Consider the following 15288-nt stretch of genomic DNA (forward strand, 5'->3'; position numbering starts at 1 on the left):
TATCTCTTCGCGTCTATAATAAGAGGATGTTTGAGTCATTGTAGACGCAGGGAAAGGAAACAAGCGATATGGACCAGCAACAAAAAGTTGTAGTCATCATCGGACCCACTGCTGTTGGTAAAACAAAAGTCAGTATTGAACTGGCGAAACGATGGAATGGCGAGATTATTAGTGGCGATTCCATGCAGATTTACCGCGGGTTAGATATAGGGACGGCGAAAGTAACGGAAGAAGAGAAGGATGGGATTCCGCATCACTTGATTGATATTTGCGACCCGGATGATGCTTTTACCGTTGCTGATTTTCAAGCTCTGGTCAGGGAGAAAATTACGGAAATTGAACAGCGCGGGAAGCTTCCGTTTATTGTCGGCGGTACTGGCCTGTACATTCAATCCGTTTTATTCGATTTCCAGTTCCTGGAGGAAGCGTCAACGGCAACACGTGAAAAGCTTTATGCCCAATATGAGAACGAGGGAATAGAGCCTTTGTTTCAAAAATTGCAAGAGGTTGACCCGAATAGTGCAGAAGCAATTCACCCGAATAATGTAAGACGAGTGATTCGGGCACTGGAGGTTTATCTTGATACAGGGCAAGCTTTTTCTGAATGGAAGGAGTCTCAAACGAATCAGCTTTTATATGATGCAGCGATCATCGGTCTTCAAATGGACCGCGAACTTTTATATGACCGTATTAATCATCGTGTAGATATTATGATGGAAGCTGGATTATTAGATGAGGTAAAAAGCCTATATGATCAAGGGATTCGCGGCACTCAGGCTGTACAGGGGATTGGCTATAAAGAACTGTACGAATACTTTGACGGGAAAGTGGACTTAGAGCAAGCGGTGGAAAAACTAAAGAAAAACTCGAGAAATTATGCAAAGAGGCAACTCACTTGGTTCCGAAATCAGCTGGATGTCCAATGGTTTGATATGACCGATATTTCCGCAATTGAGAAAAAAATTGAGGAAATATCACAATATCTTGCAGGAAAGTGGAGTCTCGGAGCGAATACATAAAGCAAAAGCGAAAACACCTTCGCAGAGAGAGAATAGGAGGCAGGGCCATGAAACAACCGGTTAATATTCAAGATCAGTTTTTGAATCAGTTACGAAAAGAAGGGATCCCAGTAACCGTCTTTTTATTAAACGGTTTTCAAATTCGGGGATATATTAAAGGATTCGATAACTTTACGGTGTTATTTGAATCAGAGGGCAAGCAGCAGCTCGTATTCAAGCATGCCATCTCAACCTTTGCCCCACAACGTAATGTGACCATTGAAATGGAAGCTTAATGAATTCAATAGTATAGAGTGGAAAAGGGTGTTCCAGGTGGAGCATCCTTTTTGTTTGCAGAAAAATGCATTAACTGATACGAGCAATGTGGCATAGATAAGATTCAAAATGTTTTTCATGTATAAAATAGGAAGGAATTTACAAATAATACGATCAACTCAGTTAAAAACGGAGATGGTCCTATTGTCAAATATGATGCCCCATGAAAAAGGAATCGACCACACTTTGAGCCTATTGAGAGAAGGATATTTGTATATTTTAAATAGACGGCGCAGCTTCAGCTCTGATGTCTTCGAAACCCGTTTACTTGGAAAGAAAGCAATCTGTATGGGGGGAAAGGAGGCCGCAGAGATTTTTTATGATCCTGAAAAGTTCCAAAGGAAAGGTGCAGCCCCAAATCGGTTGGTGCAGACCTTGTTTGGCAAGAAAGGGGTTCAAACATTGGATGGGCAAAAACATAAAAACCGTAAGGAAATGTTTATGTCGCTCATGACCCCTCATGAACTTAAAAGATTAACGGATATTGCCAAAAAAGAGTGGAAGCTTGCAGCGCAAAAATGGGAACAAATGGATCAGATTATTTTTTATGAAGAAGTTCAGGAATGGTTATGCAGAACCGCATGCCAGTGGGCAGGAGTGCAAGTACGAGATGATGAAATCAAGCATCTAACCAATGATTTAGAGGCGATGTTTGAGTCGCCTGCTGCGATGGGACCTGATCATTGGAAAGGAAGAAATGCACGGAACCGAGTTGAAAAGTGGATAGGAGAAATCATTACCAGGGTAAGGAGTGGGGAAGTTCAACCTGCCGAACATACCATACTACATAGGTTTAGCTGGCATCGTAATCCTGATGGAAGTCTTCTGGATCATGAGACTGTTGCAGTAGAAGTGATTAATATCTTAAGACCCATTGTAGCAATTGCGATATTTATGAATTTTACTGTCTTGGCCTTACATCATCATCCTGAGGAAAGAGAGAAACTTGAATCAGGTGATGAAAAAGATTACCGGATGTTTGTTCAAGAAGTCCGTCGCTATTATCCGTTTTTTCCCTTCGTCGCAGCCCGAGTAAAAAAAGATTTCATCTGGATGAACTATACATTTGAAAAAGGTACGTTAACATTATTGGATCTTTATGGCACCAATCATGATCCTAAAATTTGGGATAATCCTGATATCTTTAATCCGCAGCGGTTTGCTGAGTGGGAAGAAAGTCCTTTCAGTTTCATACCGCAGGGGGGTGGTGATTACCTATTAGGACATCGCTGTGCAGGTGAGTGGGCCACCATTGAAATCATGAAGGTTAGTCTAGACTATCTCGTAAACCAAATAGAATATCAAATTCCTGACCAGGATCTCAGTTATAGCATGGTTAGTATACCAAGTATTCCTCGCAGTAAAATTGTAATGAAAAATATAAAGCGGAAATAAGGTTGTTTTTCATTTATGTGTGCGATGCTAAATAGGGGCAATAAGGGATAGATCTGTAGATGAATAAGAGTTGATTACAAAGAAGGAACCGGTGTGGTTCCTTTCCAGCAATTAATGATTATTTGGATTTTTTAATTGAGATTTGCTTCCGCGTTTGGAGTTGTAATGTTTGCCCTTACTGTTATCGCCACTAACCGCCTCTTGACCGAATTCTGTGTCTAACTTGCCGCTATTACTTGGCGAACTTTGATTTTGACTGCCATTTCGATTATTACGCTTTGTCATGTTTCACACCTCCCATTTTACAGTTATTCATATCATTCCAATCTTTATTTGTTTCATGATTTCTGATTAAAGAACCCAGTCTTGAACTAATAAAGTCTATGAACTGGGTATTTGGTTTTATGGTTTTAATATAACTTTAATACAATCTTCTGTTTTCGTATCAAAAACCTCATAACCATGCTTTGCTTGGTCTAATGGCAATACATGTGTAACAACATCTCCAATATCAACTTTCCTTTCCGAAACTAATTGATACAGGTGTTTCATATAAGGTATAACTGGTGCCTGTCCAGTCTTAATATCAATGTTCCTGTTAAAAATATCCCCAAGAGGGAATGCATTATAGCGGCCACCGTAAGCACCTGTTATTTGTATGGTTCCTCCTTTTCGAACAGCCTGAGTAGCCATGACTAAAGCACTCATAGACCCCCCTTGAAGTTTAAGTCCAGTCGCTAAAAATTCAAGGTCCGAAAACTTCCCGTCCATACCGACTGCATCAATGACTATATCAGCGCCTCCGCTTGTAAGTTCTTTTAAGTATTCACCCGTATGTTCATGGTCTTCAAAATTAATGATTTCCACATTATTCGTACGTTTTGCATGCTGTAAACGATAATTAATGTAATCTACTGCAATAACCCTTTTTGCACCTTTTAACCAGGCAAATTTTTGTGCAAGAAGTCCAACTGGCCCACAACCAAAAATGATAACAGTATCCCCTTCTTTAACCCCTGCATGATCCACACTCCAATAGGCTGTTGAAGCAGCATCGGCAATTAAGACAAGTTGTTCATCTGCAACTTCGCAGTCTTCAGGAATTTTAAATGGAGTGAAATTTCCATAAGGAACTCTCATATATTCAGCTTGGCCGCCTGCATATCCACCAGTCGTTTCTGAGTAACCAAAGTATGCTCCCATTTCACCATGTGGATTGGAATTATCACATTGACTTGTTAAATCGTGCTGACAGTACCAACATTGACCACAGCTAATATTAAAAGGGATAATTACACGGTCCCCTTTTTTTAAATTGGTTACTTCTGGACCGACTTCCTCTACGGTTCCCATTGGTTCATGCCCAATAATAAAATCCGTTGGCATGTTTGGTACCATTGCGTGAATTAAGTGTAAATCCGATCCGCAAATTGCAGACGAAGTAACCTTTATGAGAATATCATCTGGTTTTTCTATTTTGGGGTCATTTACCTCTTTTACTTCTACATTTTTTATACCTTGATATGTGACAGCTTTCATAATAGTTATCCCTCCTTTTATTGATTTGGTGTTGCAAACATACCGCCTCTGTCGGTGTCCATAGGGAATAGATTCATTTTTCCAATTTGAACGGCGGTTTCTGCTCCTTTTAAATCTATTGGGAACTGATCTTTAAAGTTATAAGGATGGAGCCATTTATTTTCAATCATTAAATCCGTAATTTCTCCATGTAAATCGATTGCAGCTTCCAATTGTTTAGTTAATACCTTTCTGAGTTCCGGGTTGGACGTCTCTGATATAGCAAATCCATAATTGCGAATTCCATTTTTTACAGATAATAAAAAATCTAATGCAAATGTAGAATCGGCTAAGTTGGGCATCCCTTCGGCATTTCTTGGGTCTAGATAATCTTGCATTTTTCTGCCTCCTGCTATTGAATGATTTGGCTTTGATTATAAAAAGGGAGTAGTTCATTTATGTCCTGAATGGATTGTTTAACATCTTTTTCCATAAGCTTTTTTAACTCATTATTAAAGCATATTCCTTGCATTAATTTTGATCTAACTAAACACACTGTTTTGAAATTGATGATCTCGTGTGTTTCTAATGTTTCATGCATTGCCAATTTTTCCATATCCATGTGGCTCACCTCCAGTTTACTATGTATTTTCCCCTAACTAACTTTTCTTATATGCATTAATATTCAAGGGGAAAAATGAATTTGATAAGGGGGACTGCAAATAATAATGAATATTACTGCTCAACCTTTGAGAATATAAAAGAACAAAATACCGGAAATAATGGAGTGAAAAGTATGTCAAAATATTTAGGATTGCACGAAACTCTAGAAGTTCACGAATTGTTGACCTTTAAAAACCTCTGCTTAACCAAATCGTCGACGATGAGCGTATTAGCACAAGATGAAGAATTAAAAACAATACTTTCAAATGACGTTACTGCAGGACAACAGCATATTAAGCAATTACTGCAATTTTTAACCAATCGGGAGGTGCAACAATGAACCGATTTATTCAAAACATAGTCGGGATGGGTGGAATGACCGATCAGGTTATAGCAACAGACTTTTTAATTTCTGCTAAAGCTGGGGTTAGAAACTACACGGCTGCCATTACAGAAGCCGCTACTCCCGAATTACGAAAGGTATTAAGAGAACAATTACGAGATGCGATTCAAACACATGAGAATATTACCAACTATATGATCGCAAAGGGCTATTACCATCCACACGATTTAAGTGAGCAGCTTCAGGTTGATTTAACTGCTTCGAACACAGCAACTAACTTGGCGCAACAGCAAAATGGTTAATTCGAATAGTTAATCGAGGATTTTTGAAATCTAATAGTGGCGGGTTGATACTAGTACTAATTTCATCTCTTTATCAGCCTTAACCAAAAAGCACACCCCCTTTAAAAGTGGTGTGCTTCAAAATTTTTTCAAAGGAATAGGTTAGTTCAAATAGGTGGAGGCGTTAATCCTAGCAGGATTAACGCTCTTTTTGTTGAAGTTATTGAACTTAATGGGCACATTAGTTCAAGACTAGTTTTAACCTGTAATGTCTACATATCTAAATAGGGGGATAAAATTCAAATGGGTATAATTGATTTTACTGTACTTCCGCCTGTGGGAACCCTATGTAATGATGTTGATAGTTTTAGAATAGCCAGATACGGCGGAGAAGAAGCATTATCTATTAAGGTATGTCCTCATGGGTTTCCAGGAATAGTTTTTCAGCAAAACAACGGGCAGTCCGCGATTAAAGACATTAACACCAAATCAGGACGTGTAATAGACATACCGACTCTATATATTCATGGTCAGGTAAAAGAACTTGCTATTATGAATTTTAAACAAGGACCGTTTGTAACCATTCAAGTCGTTCTTAAACCCCATGCCTTAAGAACTTTATTTGGTATGGATGTATCCACATTAACCAATAATTCCTTCGGTTTTGCTGAAATAGGAATGGAGGATCTGAATAGGCAGCTATTAGATGCAAAAGACAATAAGCATTATATAAAACTGTTAACTGATTTTTTAATGGAAAAACAAAGTCAAGGCTACCCAAGGGATACTTTAGTGGAACAGAGCCTCTGTTTAATTAATAAAAATATTAGTTTTGTAACAGTAAAATATTTAATTGAACAATTGCACATTTCAGAGCGGCAATTTGAAAAAAGATTTGTACAATGTGTTGGCATTACTCCGCAAGCTTTTATTCGAATAAAACGGGTCAATGAAGCGATTAAGCTTATGGATACAGACAGATACGAAAGGCTAAGTGATATAGCTCGGGCTCTAAATTATTATGACCAGTCACATTTCATACGGGATATAAAGGAATTCTCTGGAATCACACCTAAAAGCATTTCTCAAAAAGTAAATAGCTTTCATCATGATCACATAAGTTCCTCTTACTTAGTATAAATGACGGGATAATACAATTATTGCAATTTGTTCCATGTTAATCTGTCTATATTAAATCTAGGAGGCATGAAACATGAGGAAAGTTACAATGTTAAACAGAATATCAATGGATGGTTACTTTGCCAGTCTGAATCACACCAATTTTGGCATGGATTGGTTTATTCATGACCCAGAGGTGGATAAAGAAGTTCGAAGCGGGGATGGACAAGTCGATACTCTCATTTTAGGTGCTGCTACATACAAAGGTTTTGAGCGCAGCTGGGTTCCTTTTTTAAATGATCCCAATGCTCCTAAGGAATTAAAGGCAGTAGCTGAAGAATTGACTAATATGAAAAAGGTTGTATTTTCAACAAATCTGAAAGAAGCAAATTGGGAAAATACAATAATATTTGCAGATAAACCTGCTCAGGTTATTCGGGAATTAAAATCAGAGGAAGGCTCTGATATGCTTATCATGGGAAGTGGGTCTATTGTTCAGCAGCTTGCATTAGAGGGACTGATTGACGAATATCTATTTATTGTCACTCCAGTAGTCGCAGGGGAGGGAAAGCCTCTATTTATAAATGTGAAACAATTCGGACTAGAACTTTTTAAAGCAAAACCATTTAAATCAGGTAACGTACTTTTACACTATACTTTAAAAAGATAGTAAAAGATGGAAAAAAGGAAAATGAAAGGAGGACAAAACTTAGTGCCTACAAATAAAAAAGCAGGTAATCAACAGTTAAAATCAAGGAAAGTATCTGGTTCCCAACAGGTAACAGAATTTATGGAAAATCTAGATCACCCTCTTAAAGAAGAAATAGATGCAGTGAGAAAAATCATTTTAAGCACTAATGGACAAATTACTGAACAGATCAAATGGAATGCTCCGAGTTTCTGTTTTAATAATGAAGACAGGATCACTTTTAATCTGCATGGAAAGGGAATGTTTAAACTTATCTTTCATTGTGGCGCCAAGGTAAAAGATAGGGCAGATAAGGAACCTTTATTTGTTGATGATACAGGTATATTGGAGTGGGTTTCAGGCGACAGAGCAATTGTAAAAATTACTGATAATAATGACGTAAAAGCTAAAGAAGCAAAACTTAGAGATGTAGTAACTAAGTGGTTAGCAATAACTGCTTCTTAGAGGTTTTAAAATAAAAGTATATAGAACAATCGTACCTGAAGTATGTTCTATATACTTTTATTTTTGAGGAATTTATCTTAAGTAAAGGTCTGGCTAACAGAAGTATATAAAATTCAGAAAATCACTGAAGAAATAGAAATAGAGAAGATGGTTGTTTATTATTTATAGCTAATCTCTGTCCTCCCTCAGCTATCATCTCCTCAACTTAAATACGACAGTCATTCTCATTTTTTTGAGACGTTTTTCCAAAACCATCGTCTATATCAATGTAAGCAAAGTATTAAAACTGTAATAGAGGGGATGTAGATGATTAAAAAACTCTGGATTTTAACTGGTTTATTGGTTTTTGGAATGGCGACTTCATTCATTTTTGCAAATGATCACAAAGAAGAAGTGAGAATGGCTCCGGCTCCAGAAGTTGAACCTTTAGATGTCGTTGGCTCCTATGACGGCTTTAAGAAAATGATGAAAGAAATAGAAAAGGATAGAAGCAGATTTTTTGCGTTTGATGCAGTAGCCATGGAAGCAGAAAGTTCGGATGGTGCTGTAGAACAAAAATCAGCAAGCTCTGATAGTGCGTCAGGGGCTGACTATTCAACAACAAATGTTCAAGTTAATGGGGTAGATGAAGCAGACCGAATCAAAACAGATGGAAAATACATGTACCAAGTTAAAGAAAATCATTTAATCATTTCAAGTGTATACCCTGCCAATGAAATGAAAGTTGTTTTTCAAAAGGAATATGAAGATGACTTTTATCCTTCAGAATTGTATGTAGATGATAAACAGCTGATCGTAATCGGTCATGGTCAGTTTAAAGACCCGAATATTAAATCAGATGTAAAAAGTGAGCCTTACTATTATCCTCACTCTAGTGTAAAGGTTTTAATTTATGATTTGCATGATCGGCATAATCTAGAACTCATTCGTGAAGTGGAAGTTGAAGGACACTATAACTCTTCACGAAAAATAGGGAACAGCATATATCTGGTTTCAAACAAATATATTCCCGTCCATATCTTCGATAAAGATGAAACACCTGATGAAGACATTTTTAAACCAGCCTATAAAGACAGTGTTTTAGGAGAAGAGATCAAACGGCCAAATTGGGACCAGATTTATTACTTTCCTGAATTTGAAGAACCGAATTATCTTATAGTATCTGGAATTGATTTAAGCAATCCTGAAAAACCGGCATCGATATCGACTTATTTAGGGGCAAGTCAAAATATTTATGCATCAAAAGAACATTTATACGTGTCAAAACCCAATTTTTCCGAAAGTGGTTTCTTATTGAATCCTGCTGTTGATATAAATACCACCATATTTAAATTTAAATTAGAAAACGGAAATGCTTCGTATATAGCTGAAGGGGAAGTGGAAGGGCAAATCTTAAACCAATTCTCTATGGATGAACACAATGGCTATTTCCGAATTGCAACGACTACAGGGGAAGTATGGAATGAGAAGAATGCTTCTAAAAATCATTTGTTTATTTTAGATCAAAATCTAAAGAAAACAGGTGAAATAAGAGATATTGCGCCAAATGAGGCCATATACTCCGTCCGCTTTATGGGAGATAGAGGCTATATGGTTACCTTTAAAAAAGTGGACCCGCTATTCGTCTTTGATTTAAAAGATCCACATAACCCATCGATTCTCGGAAAACTGAAGATCCCCGGATATAGTGATTACTTACATCCTTATGATGAAAATCATATTATTGGCTTTGGTAAAGATGCGGTTGAAGCAACAAAAGGAGATTTTGCCTATTACCAGGGAATGAAAATGGCGTTATTTGATATTACCGACGTGAACAACCCAAAAGAAAAATTTGTTGAATTCATTGGTGATCGAGGTACCGAATCGGAACTCCTCTATAACCATAAAGCCTTACTTTTTTCTAAGGAAAAAAATCTGATTGCATTCCCTGTCAGACTACATGAATTACCAGATGGAATCGACAATACAGACGGAAACGCATATGGTGATTTTACGTTCCAAGGCGCCTTTGTTTATGGATTAGATTTAGAAAAAGGGTTTACATTAAAGAAACAAATTACGCATATATCAGAAGATGATACATTGAGAATGGGCGACTATCCTGATTACCAAAAAGAAGTACAGCGCATCATGTATATTGAAGACACCTTATATACAATGTCAAATCACAAGATTGAAGCTCATGATTTAAATACTTTCAACAAACAGGGAGAGTTAGTTCTTCCTTATTAAACATAAGTAACTGAAAAGATCGTCTGTGGAGGCGATCTTTTTCTGTGCACTTTTTTTAAAAATCGAGTTCAAGACGAATTTTGCTTTTGTTAGGGACGTAAGTAATAACAAAAGCAAAAGAATAGTCTAACTAAAAATAGTTTGTTCGGAATTTTATTTAAGATAATGGGGATAATATCTGCATTTTCTAGATCATTCTGGTGCCTGTCTCTTGCTGTATGACTGTACACCAGGGAACAGGCACCTATTTTGATTTTAAAACATGAGTGATTTTACTCATTAGTCCTAACATCGGTTTTTTCACTGCTTAAATTGATCGGGATTTTCCCGTGCAAAGGCTCCTCCCTCTCGAATTGTTTCAGCAAGTGCCTCCTTTGCAAGGTTTTCCGCACTTATTTCTTCCTTATACTTTTTCTGACCAGAAGGGTCAACTGCTGATTTACCTTTTAATTCTGATTTAGAACCTGATTCGTTAGTCACTGTTGTAACCTCCTTTCTCATGTTTAGTATGGTTCTATCGAGAACAAATAAAACAGAAGCAATGCCAGGATGACTAATAAAAAAGGAAAAGCGAGACCCGAGGTTATGTAGTTGTTTACCTTACAGTGTTCCAGTAACTTATAGAAATATGATTAAGGCTGCGAGAAGAAGGAATGCTATTTCTATAGCAGCCTAAAAAAGGGATACCAATTACAGGAGGAAAACCAATGGATCGAACCATACAAATGGCAAATGAATTGGAAAGAATGATAGAAGCAGGAGAAATTGATAAAGATGTTATAGACGAAATCACCTCCGTTATACAAGATTTAAGAGATGGAAAGCGAGCTCTCAATGAGTTTTACCAGGCAAGTGCGCCGCAAAAATTACTCGATATATTGGATGAGGTAAACCAAAGGGTAAAGAGATAATCTCTACTAATAAAAAGTGGAAGAGGATATTAATAGTGGGTCTACTTTATCGGAAAAACTATTAAAAGTTCTTAAGGTGTATGGGCAGGAAATTTACACTCAAGATGGATATCAGGTGTCTTGACATTTATCATGGATAAATTCAAAGACTGAATTTCGAGAGGTGTTAAATTGATAAAAAAAGTAATAAGTATAGGCGTTATGGCAGTGCTAATTTTATATCATACGGGAACCATTCAGGCACAAACTTTGACACAAGTATCCTATCCATGTAGTGTGGTTCTTTATCCAGTTAAGGATGTTCCGAATATACAAGGAGTTGCTTTAATTACGAAGGTTAAAAAGCCATATACGGATGCACCAATGAGTCCTGTTAGAGAACGGGAGAGTGTGGGAATCTATGCAGATTGGCTTCCGTCACCTTCCTCGTTTGGGGAATATGACCAATATGAAGGATTTGCCCAGGTACCTGGCATAATCAGTTGGCGATTTAAGATGTATCCCGTTAAGGAGGACACTCCAAGCTGGTTTGGAGGAATTCCATGGGCAGGTAAATTTGACGAGATTTCTTTCGGACTTCCTGTGAATACACGAGTGCAATTGCGTGTTTCAAATTCGAAAACTGAAAAGTTAGGACCTGCCATTATGCAAAATACCTTACAGGGATGCCATAACTAAAGACATCGGTGATAAGGCACTATCCAGAAGAGATGATGGAAAACGGAATCCATTGCCTGGATATGGTTCGATTATCTCAGGATTTGTAAGTTCAATTTCCGCTATAGGAAGTTAAATGAAAAAACCTTTGTAGCGAGTCAACATAATTTGTTGGCTTATTTTTTGGTTATAGGATGTTTAAATATTATGAAACTAATTTGAAATTACTGCCGACTAATAAGATATAAGGGATAAAAAAGGAGGGAGTTACGATGTTGAACATTAGGAAAATGGCTGTAGGGATCGTTTGCTTCTTAATAATATCAATCCTGGGTGCATGTGGGAATGCTGACGTACAAAACGCAGAAAGCGGGGAAGGGCCGACAGGTGATGCAGCTGGAACAGTGCTTGCCGGGCAAGAAGCCCCTGAAATAGCAGGAATTATAAAAAGTGTTGAAACAGATGAAGAGGTTATTATAACGGTAGGTGGCCAAGATGTAAATTATCGTCTATCCGAAGAGGCTAAAAGTCAAATTGAAGGAAAAGAAGTGGAAATAGGAAGCGAGGTTACTTTTTCAACCTACTCCATCGGGGATGACAAAGAAACGATTGATCAATTTATTATCGAATAAATTTAAAACGCAGGGGTTTTAATGAAGGGGTTCCCTTTAGGGATAGAGATAGAAGATCGTTTTATATTTGAAAAAAAAATAATAGGTCGAAAAATGGGGAAAGAGGAGATTTTTCTCCTCTTTCCTATTTGTTGGATATGACATTGACAACAGCTATTTTATGAAAATGAGTTATACTTAAATATCCTCTAAGAATCTTAGAGGATATTTAAGGTTTTACATAATGTTGAATTAATTTAGCCAAAAATAATATGATAAAAGATCGTAGGATATATTCCTATGGTCTTTTCTTTAGTTATTTTATTTTTAGGATTTCTGTCACGCTTTTTTTAATTGCCAACTGTTTTATCAACAAAGATACATCTAAAGACCTAGAATTAAATCGTACATTCGTAATATTAAAATAATTCAGAAAAAGTGGTATTATGCATTCAAGTTAGTAATCCTAACTAACTAACTAACTATTTCTATTAAGGAAGGAGGACTAATTAATTTAATATAAAAATATATGAAAGGGGTTACATAGGTGAAGAAGATATGTAAGCTTTTTGTATCGATCCTGTTATTAGTCGCATTTCTGCCGCCTCTTCAAGGGTTTTCAGCAATGAATGAGGAGCCAGATGTAGAGCTTTGGAATGTATTGAAACCTCTTAGTACCACTGTTTCATTCTTAAATACCGGTGCACACCCGGATGATGAAAGAAGTGATTTTCTTGCCTATTTGTCAAGAGGACTTGGGGTTAAAACAGCCAGTTTGATTGCCAATCGCGGCGAAGGCGGCCAAAATGAAATTGGAACGGAATTAGGGAATGCCCTTGGTATTATTCGTTCCAATGAAATGATTGAAGCAGCCAAAATTACGGGCGTAAAAGCCTATCATTTAAGTGATGTAACATCAGATGCGATTTATGACTTTGGTTTTTCAAAATCACCAGATGAAACCCTTGAAAAATGGGGAGAAGATGTCACCTACGAGCGGCTTATTCATTTCATCAGAACGTACAAGCCGGATATTGTAATGCCTTCATTCCGAAATGTAGATAGTCAGCACGGACATCATCGAGCCATAACTATTTTATCCTTACAAGCATTTGAAGATGCAGCGGATCCGACTGTTTTTCCAGAACATTTTGAGGAAGGTTTAACACCTTGGCAAATTAAAAAGGTTTATTTACCTGCAGCTTCAGACTCAATTCCAGAGAAATCGACTTCAATTGAAATCGGTGTCTACGACCCAATTTACCAAATGACTTATCCTCAGCTTGGCGAGGAATCTAGATATATGCACAAGAGCCAAGGTATGGGTAATGATATACCTGCTGAACCTAGACAGGTTAAAATTGAACTGGTAAAAGCGGTGGATTCAGCGAATAATCCTGCTTTATTTGCTGGAGTGCCATATAATTTTACGGACTGGGCAGAGGTTGTTCCGCAGGAAGATCTAAAAGATCAATTGACTGAGCTCCAAAATAGCCTGGATCAGATTGTTAACCTTTATCCGAATAGAGGAGCGATCTTGCCTGAGGTACAAAAAGCATTAAAAGCTGTAGAAAGGTTAATCGCTAAAACGGAAAAAACTGAATTAAGTGAAGCCGTTAAAGTGGATTTACTCCATAAACTTGAATTAAAAGCTGAACAGCTAAAAGAGGCAAGCTTTGTAGCATCTAGTCTGGATGTGGAAACAACCATTAGTTCCAATGTATTAACTAGCGGTGAAAAATCAACAGTTACGACCACCATCACGAATAATGGCGAAAAGGACATCCATCAAGTTCAGGCATCTCTCCTTTTACCTGACGGCTGGCAAAATAGCGGGGCAAAAACAATTTCGAAGTTAAAATCAGGTGCTTCAAAAACCGTAACATTTGACATTGAGGTTCCTGAGGATGCTGATTATTTTAACCCGTATGGTGAGCCAACGATTCAAAGCAAAATTGCTTTTAAAGAAAATGGATATACTACTGAATCAGTATTAGTGCCTGAAGAAACAGTGGCGGTTTTACCTGAATTCAGTATTACACTGGATCCGCAAAATGTGATTGTCAACACAGCTGATATTCAAGACAAGATCCCTGTTACGGTTAAAGTGAAGAATTACTTTGCAGGTGAGAAAAAGGCAACGATTTCTTTAGATCTTCCAGAAGGCTGGTCAAGCGACCCAGTTGAAACGGAACTATTTTTTACAGAAAGATTTGAGGAAAAAGAGGCGACCTTTAACTTAACGCCTCCAGCAGATATTGAAGCAGGGGATTTTGACATTGAAGCTCTGGCAACAGCAGATGGCAAAACATTTAACACAACTGTTCAAGAGATTTCTTATGATCATATTAAAGATTCGTATTACCAATATCCTTCTGTGATCAATGGCGTAGCCTTTGAATTATTAAAGCCGGATCATCTAAAAATCGGCTATGTTGAAAGCGGCTTTGATAAAGTAGCTGATTACTTAATCAATGCAGGCTTTGATGTCACCAAATTGACAGAAGAAGATTTATCATCAGGAGACTTATCTCAGTATGACACGATTGTAACTGGGATTCGGGCCTATCTATCAAGACAGGATCTTGCTGTAAATAATGACCGATTATTAGAATATGTCGAAAATGGCGGTCACTTGGTTGTTCAATATCATAAACCGGAAGATAATTGGAATATTGAAGAAACAGCGCCTTATCCAATTACAATCGGAAGTCCTTCAATCAGATGGCGGGTTACAGATGAAAATGCCGCTGTTACGGTGAGCAAACCAGATCATAAACTCTTTAACTATCCGAATCGAATTACGGAAAATGATTGGGCCAACTGGGTTCAAGAAAGAGGACTGTACTTCCCAATGCAATGGGATTCCAGCTACGAAACCTTCCTAACCATGGCTGACCCAGGCGAAGCTCCATTCAATAGCGGCATACTCCTAGCCCCATACGGCCAAGGAACCTATTTATACACCAATTTGGTCTTCTACAGACAAATGGAAAACCAAGTCCCAGGCGCCTACCGCATCTTCACAAATTTAATCAGTTATTGAAACAGGGGTGAAACAGGGGGAC

Annotated in this window: 18 protein-coding genes; 13 read left to right on the forward strand and 5 right to left on the reverse strand. The window is 37.6% G+C overall.

Features of this window, described 5'->3' with window-relative positions; genetic code table 11:
• Positions 1 to 68: 68 nt before the first annotated feature.
• From miaA to cypC, 3 genes are all read left to right on the forward strand, one after another.
• The gene (miaA, locus tag CRO56_RS20305; protein ID WP_097160463.1) at positions 69 to 1019 is read left to right on the forward strand and encodes a tRNA (adenosine(37)-N6)-dimethylallyltransferase MiaA; all 951 of its coding nucleotides are present in this window, start codon (positions 69 to 71) and stop codon (positions 1017 to 1019) included.
• Positions 1020 to 1066: 47 nt separating this feature from the next.
• Positions 1067 to 1294, forward strand: coding sequence for an RNA chaperone Hfq (gene hfq / locus CRO56_RS20310; protein ID WP_097160464.1), 228 nt, complete (start codon positions 1067 to 1069; stop codon positions 1292 to 1294).
• A gap of 175 nt (positions 1295 to 1469) precedes the next feature.
• Positions 1470 to 2729, forward strand: a complete 1260-nt coding sequence (gene cypC, locus CRO56_RS20315) for a CYP152 family fatty-acid peroxygenase CypC (RefSeq protein ID WP_281257345.1) — start codon at positions 1470 to 1472, stop codon at positions 2727 to 2729.
• A 111-nt stretch (positions 2730 to 2840) separates the two neighbouring features.
• Here cypC and CRO56_RS20320 read toward each other — a convergent pair whose 3' ends face one another.
• From CRO56_RS20320 to CRO56_RS20335, 4 genes are all read right to left on the reverse strand, one after another.
• Positions 2841 to 3014 (reverse strand): imidazoleglycerol-phosphate dehydratase, encoded by a 174-nt coding sequence (locus CRO56_RS20320; protein WP_097160466.1) that lies wholly within the window; start codon positions 3012 to 3014, stop codon positions 2841 to 2843.
• 117 nt (positions 3015 to 3131) lie between these two features.
• Positions 3132 to 4268 carry a zinc-dependent alcohol dehydrogenase gene (locus CRO56_RS20325; protein WP_097160467.1) on the reverse strand — a complete coding sequence of 379 codons (1137 nt, stop codon included), beginning with the start codon at positions 4266 to 4268 and terminating at the stop codon, positions 3132 to 3134.
• 17 nt (positions 4269 to 4285) lie between these two features.
• Positions 4286 to 4645, reverse strand: coding sequence for a spore coat protein (locus CRO56_RS20330; protein ID WP_097160468.1), 360 nt, complete (start codon positions 4643 to 4645; stop codon positions 4286 to 4288).
• 14 nt (positions 4646 to 4659) lie between these two features.
• Complete coding sequence (locus CRO56_RS20335; RefSeq protein WP_097160469.1) at positions 4660 to 4869, reverse strand: spore coat protein; 210 nt, start codon at positions 4867 to 4869, stop codon at positions 4660 to 4662.
• Between the two features lie 75 nt (positions 4870 to 4944).
• Between CRO56_RS20335 and CRO56_RS20340 the strand changes: the two genes are divergently transcribed.
• The 6 genes from CRO56_RS20340 to CRO56_RS20365 all read left to right on the forward strand — a co-directional run bounded on the left by CRO56_RS20340 (position 4945) and on the right by CRO56_RS20365 (position 10041).
• Positions 4945 to 5250, forward strand: a complete 306-nt coding sequence (locus tag CRO56_RS20340; protein WP_425427238.1) for a hypothetical protein — start codon at positions 4945 to 4947, stop codon at positions 5248 to 5250.
• Positions 5247 to 5555, forward strand: a complete 309-nt coding sequence (locus CRO56_RS20345) for a spore coat protein (RefSeq protein ID WP_097160470.1) — start codon at positions 5247 to 5249, stop codon at positions 5553 to 5555. Before CRO56_RS20340 ends, CRO56_RS20345 begins: the two co-directional genes overlap by 4 nt.
• A gap of 282 nt (positions 5556 to 5837) precedes the next feature.
• Complete coding sequence (locus CRO56_RS20350; RefSeq protein ID WP_097160471.1) at positions 5838 to 6674, forward strand: helix-turn-helix domain-containing protein; 837 nt, start codon at positions 5838 to 5840, stop codon at positions 6672 to 6674.
• A gap of 73 nt (positions 6675 to 6747) precedes the next feature.
• Positions 6748 to 7323 carry a dihydrofolate reductase family protein gene (locus CRO56_RS20355; RefSeq protein WP_097160472.1) on the forward strand — a complete coding sequence of 192 codons (576 nt, stop codon included), beginning with the start codon at positions 6748 to 6750 and terminating at the stop codon, positions 7321 to 7323.
• A gap of 42 nt (positions 7324 to 7365) precedes the next feature.
• Positions 7366 to 7806 carry a DUF1801 domain-containing protein gene (locus tag CRO56_RS20360; protein ID WP_245856040.1) on the forward strand — a complete coding sequence of 147 codons (441 nt, stop codon included), beginning with the start codon at positions 7366 to 7368 and terminating at the stop codon, positions 7804 to 7806.
• A gap of 306 nt (positions 7807 to 8112) precedes the next feature.
• Complete coding sequence (locus CRO56_RS20365) at positions 8113 to 10041, forward strand: beta-propeller domain-containing protein (RefSeq protein ID WP_097160473.1); 1929 nt, start codon at positions 8113 to 8115, stop codon at positions 10039 to 10041.
• Between the two features lie 300 nt (positions 10042 to 10341).
• Here CRO56_RS20365 and CRO56_RS20370 read toward each other — a convergent pair whose 3' ends face one another.
• Positions 10342 to 10521, reverse strand: coding sequence for a hypothetical protein (locus CRO56_RS20370; RefSeq protein WP_097160474.1), 180 nt, complete (start codon positions 10519 to 10521; stop codon positions 10342 to 10344).
• A gap of 227 nt (positions 10522 to 10748) precedes the next feature.
• On the opposite strand from CRO56_RS20370, the gene CRO56_RS20375 reads away from it, so the two are divergent.
• The 4 genes from CRO56_RS20375 to CRO56_RS20390 all read left to right on the forward strand — a co-directional run bounded on the left by CRO56_RS20375 (position 10749) and on the right by CRO56_RS20390 (position 15266).
• Entirely contained in the window at positions 10749 to 10952 is a 204-nt protein-coding gene (locus CRO56_RS20375) for a hypothetical protein (RefSeq protein ID WP_097160475.1), read from the forward strand.
• A gap of 171 nt (positions 10953 to 11123) precedes the next feature.
• Entirely contained in the window at positions 11124 to 11630 is a 507-nt protein-coding gene (locus CRO56_RS20380) for a YoqH family protein (protein ID WP_097160476.1), read from the forward strand.
• A gap of 251 nt (positions 11631 to 11881) precedes the next feature.
• The gene (locus CRO56_RS20385; protein ID WP_097160477.1) at positions 11882 to 12241 is read left to right on the forward strand and encodes a hypothetical protein; all 360 of its coding nucleotides are present in this window, start codon (positions 11882 to 11884) and stop codon (positions 12239 to 12241) included.
• Positions 12242 to 12767: 526 nt separating this feature from the next.
• Positions 12768 to 15266, forward strand: coding sequence for an NEW3 domain-containing protein (locus CRO56_RS20390; RefSeq protein WP_097160478.1), 2499 nt, complete (start codon positions 12768 to 12770; stop codon positions 15264 to 15266).
• Positions 15267 to 15288 lie beyond the last annotated feature (22 nt).

The sequence above is a fragment of the Bacillus oleivorans genome (assembly GCF_900207585.1).
In the GTDB taxonomy this organism is placed as follows: domain Bacteria; phylum Bacillota; class Bacilli; order Bacillales; family JC228; genus Bacillus_BF; species Bacillus_BF oleivorans.